This is a genomic window from Stieleria sp., from assembly GCF_041595215.1.
Taxonomy (GTDB): Bacteria; Planctomycetota; Planctomycetia; order Pirellulales; family Pirellulaceae; genus Stieleria; species Stieleria magnilauensis.
Genome location: NZ_JBFHKV010001031.1, coordinates 1 through 3,049, shown reverse-complemented (window position 1 = coordinate 3,049; position 3,049 = coordinate 1). Strand labels below are relative to the sequence as shown.

The following is a 3,049-nucleotide window of genomic DNA, read 5'->3' as shown; positions in this document are numbered from 1 at the left end:
TCCGGTGCCCCGGGCCTGGCAGGACTCCGTCGACGTCCGTGTGCAACTGGAGCAACATCCGAAGAAACGCTGGGAGCAAACAAATCTGGTCTGGTACTACAGCGATTCGACGATGGTCAAAATCGGGTTGGAAATTGAGCACGGCATCACCAACATCGTGATGGGACGCGAAGAAAAGGATCGCACGCGCACCATCGCTATCGTTCCCTATCCCGGTGAAACCGTCCAACTGCGATTCGTTGTCGACGGACCGGAGCTGAGCGGTTTTTATCGCAGACCCGGTGAGCAAGAATGGATTGCCGTCGGCACGGCCACCCTGCCGGAAGACGCCTCCACACCGCCACAAGTCAGCCTTCAGTTCTATCAAGGCGAGGCGGACTCGGGGCGTTGGGGCACCGCCAGTCATTTCGAAATGAAACCCCTCGCGCGGTGATGGGTTGAGTGATCGTTGGGGCGCGGAGAGAGAGGGTCAAAAAATGGATTGGTCAAAAAATGGAGTCAGCTGGTGGGACAGGATGCGCAAAGCCTCCTGCACCCGCCTCCCATTTTTTGACCACCTCATTTTTTGACCACCTCATTTTTTGACCAACTTATTTTTTGACCAACTTATTTTTTGACCAACTTATTTTTTGACCAACTTATTTTTTGACCAACTTATTTTTTGACCCCATGCCTTCGACCAACGCAGCCCCCCAGCGGCACTTGCTTACCGGTCAGCGGCAAACGATGATGTGCAGCCTCCCGCACCACCTCCCCGCATTTCGCCGCCCTCCTGAATCATCATGAAACCTCAAGCCTTGCTCGCCTTCGCCGTCTTGCTGGCGATGACCACCGTGTCTGCCGCGGACGACTCTCCACCCAATGCGTCCGATCGCCAGGTCCAGCCGGATGTTCCGCAGGGGAAACTCACCGAAGGCGTCTTCGTCGACAGTCGCGTGTTCCCCGGTACGACGCGCCAGTACAGCGTCTACGTTCCGGCACAGTACAACGAAAACGCGCCGGCAAACTTAATGGTGTTCATGGACGGTAAAAATTACGCCAAGGCCAACGGCGCGTTTCGTGTTCCCGTCGTGTTTGACAATCTGATCCATCAAGGCGCGATGCCGGTCACGATCGCCGTCTTCGTGAACCCCGGTACGATTCCGGCGACCAAGCCCGGCGCGAAAGACCGCAGCAACCGTTCATTCGAATACGATTCACTCGGTGACCGCTATGCAACGTTCCTGGTCGATGAATTTCTGCCCGTCGCCTTGAAAGGACTCAACGTTTCTGACGATGCCAAACGCCGCGCGGTGTGCGGGATCTCATCCGGTGGCATCTGCGCGTTCACCGTCGCCTGGGAAAAACCGGATCAGTTCGGCAAAGTACTCAGCCACATCGGCAGTTTCACCAACATCCGCGGCGGTTGGGCTTATCCCGGGTTGATTCGCAAAACGAAAGATGCTCCCAAACCGATCAAGGTTTACCTGCAAGAAGGCAAGGACGACTTGAACAATCTGCACGGGAACTGGCCACTGGGAAATCGGGACATGGCGGCCGCGCTGCAGTTCGCCGGCTATCACTACAAACTGGTCATGACCGAAGGCGGACACAGCGGAAAATGGGGCGGCGAAGTCTTTCCGGACGCACTGCGATGGCTGTCGTCGGAGGACTCCGATTCGACCGTGATCCCGTCGACCGAAACCAAACCCGAGTGGCATCCGCATCCCGATGCAATCGCCGACGACTCGGTTCCCAAGGGGACCGTAGAGCAGATGGAGCCCTGGGAATCGAAGGTCTTTGACGGCACGATCCGTGATTGGGCGATCTACGTGCCGGCACAATACAAAGCGGATACCCCTGCCGCGCTGATGGTGTTTCAGGACGGTGAGCGAATGCGTGACATCAAGGGACGCTGGCGGATCCCGATCGTCTTTGACAACTTGATCGCACGCGGCGAAATGCCACCGACCATCGCCGTGTTCATCAATCCGGGACACCACAAGTCAAAGCCTCGCCAAGGCAAAAAGTCTTCCAACCGCAGCTTGGAATACGACAGCCTGGGTGATCGATACACGCGATTCTTGTTCGAAGAAATCCTTCCCGCGGTCCAGCAGCGCTACAACCTTTCTTCCGACCCTGCGATGCGGGCGATCGGCGGGTCCAGCTCCGGCGCCATCTGCGCCTTCACCGCCGCCTGGGAACGTCCCGACCAGTTCGGCAAGGTTTATTCGAACGTCGGCAGTTTCACGAACTTGTGCGGCGGCAACGTCTACCCCGCACTGGTCCGTAAAACGGAACCGAAACCGATCCGCGTTTACATGTCCGACACCAGCGGTGACGTCGACAACGCGTTCGGAAGCTGGCCCTGGGCAAACCAGCGCATGGCATCGGCGCTCAAGTACATGGGTTACGACACCCGTTTTGATTGGTCCGAAGGCTACGCGCACAACGCCGATTTCGGCAGCGCGCGTTTTCCCGATGCAATGAAATGGCTGTGGCGAAACGAGACACACCAGCCGGTGCTGGACACCAGTGGCGACCTGCGTGGTGACTTGACGCTGCTGAACCTGTTGATCCCGGGCCAGTTCTGGGAAGTCGTCGCCGCCGACCTCGGGTTCGCCGACGCACCGTGCAGCGACGCCGAAGGCAATTTTTTCTACAGCGACATGAAGGCGCCGGCGGTCTACCGCGTCAGTGCCGATGACGGAAAACAAACGGTGATCGCCAAGGAATCGGTCAGCGGGTTGATGTTCGGTCCCGGCGGACTGCTGTACGGATGCCAGGGTGCAATGGATCGAGTGATTTCGATCGACCCGGTTTCCGGTACGGTCAACGTGGTCGCGAGCGGTGTCAAGCCGAACGACTTGGCCGTCTCCGCGGATGGATTTGCGTTCATCACCGAGACTCGGGCCAAACAAGTCACGCGGATCAACTTGAAGACCGGCGAAACGACGGCGGTCGACAGCGGAATCACGCGTCCCAACGGAATCGCGTTGTCCAACGACGGGGGCACGCTGGCCGTTTCCGATTCCGGCGGCGAGAGCACCTGGACGTTCCGGGTCCATCC

At 58.3% G+C, this 3,049-nt stretch carries 2 protein-coding genes; both read left to right on the top strand.

Translation table 11 applies throughout. The features are described from left to right. A partial coding sequence (locus ABX749_RS27650; RefSeq protein ID WP_372898872.1) for a hypothetical protein occupies window positions 1-433 on the top strand: 433 nt, incomplete at its 5' end. Between the two features lie 349 nt (window positions 434-782). Further along, window positions 783-3,049, top strand: a 2,267-nt coding sequence (locus ABX749_RS27645; protein ID WP_372898871.1) for an alpha/beta hydrolase-fold protein, incomplete at its 3' end; no start/stop codon positions are given.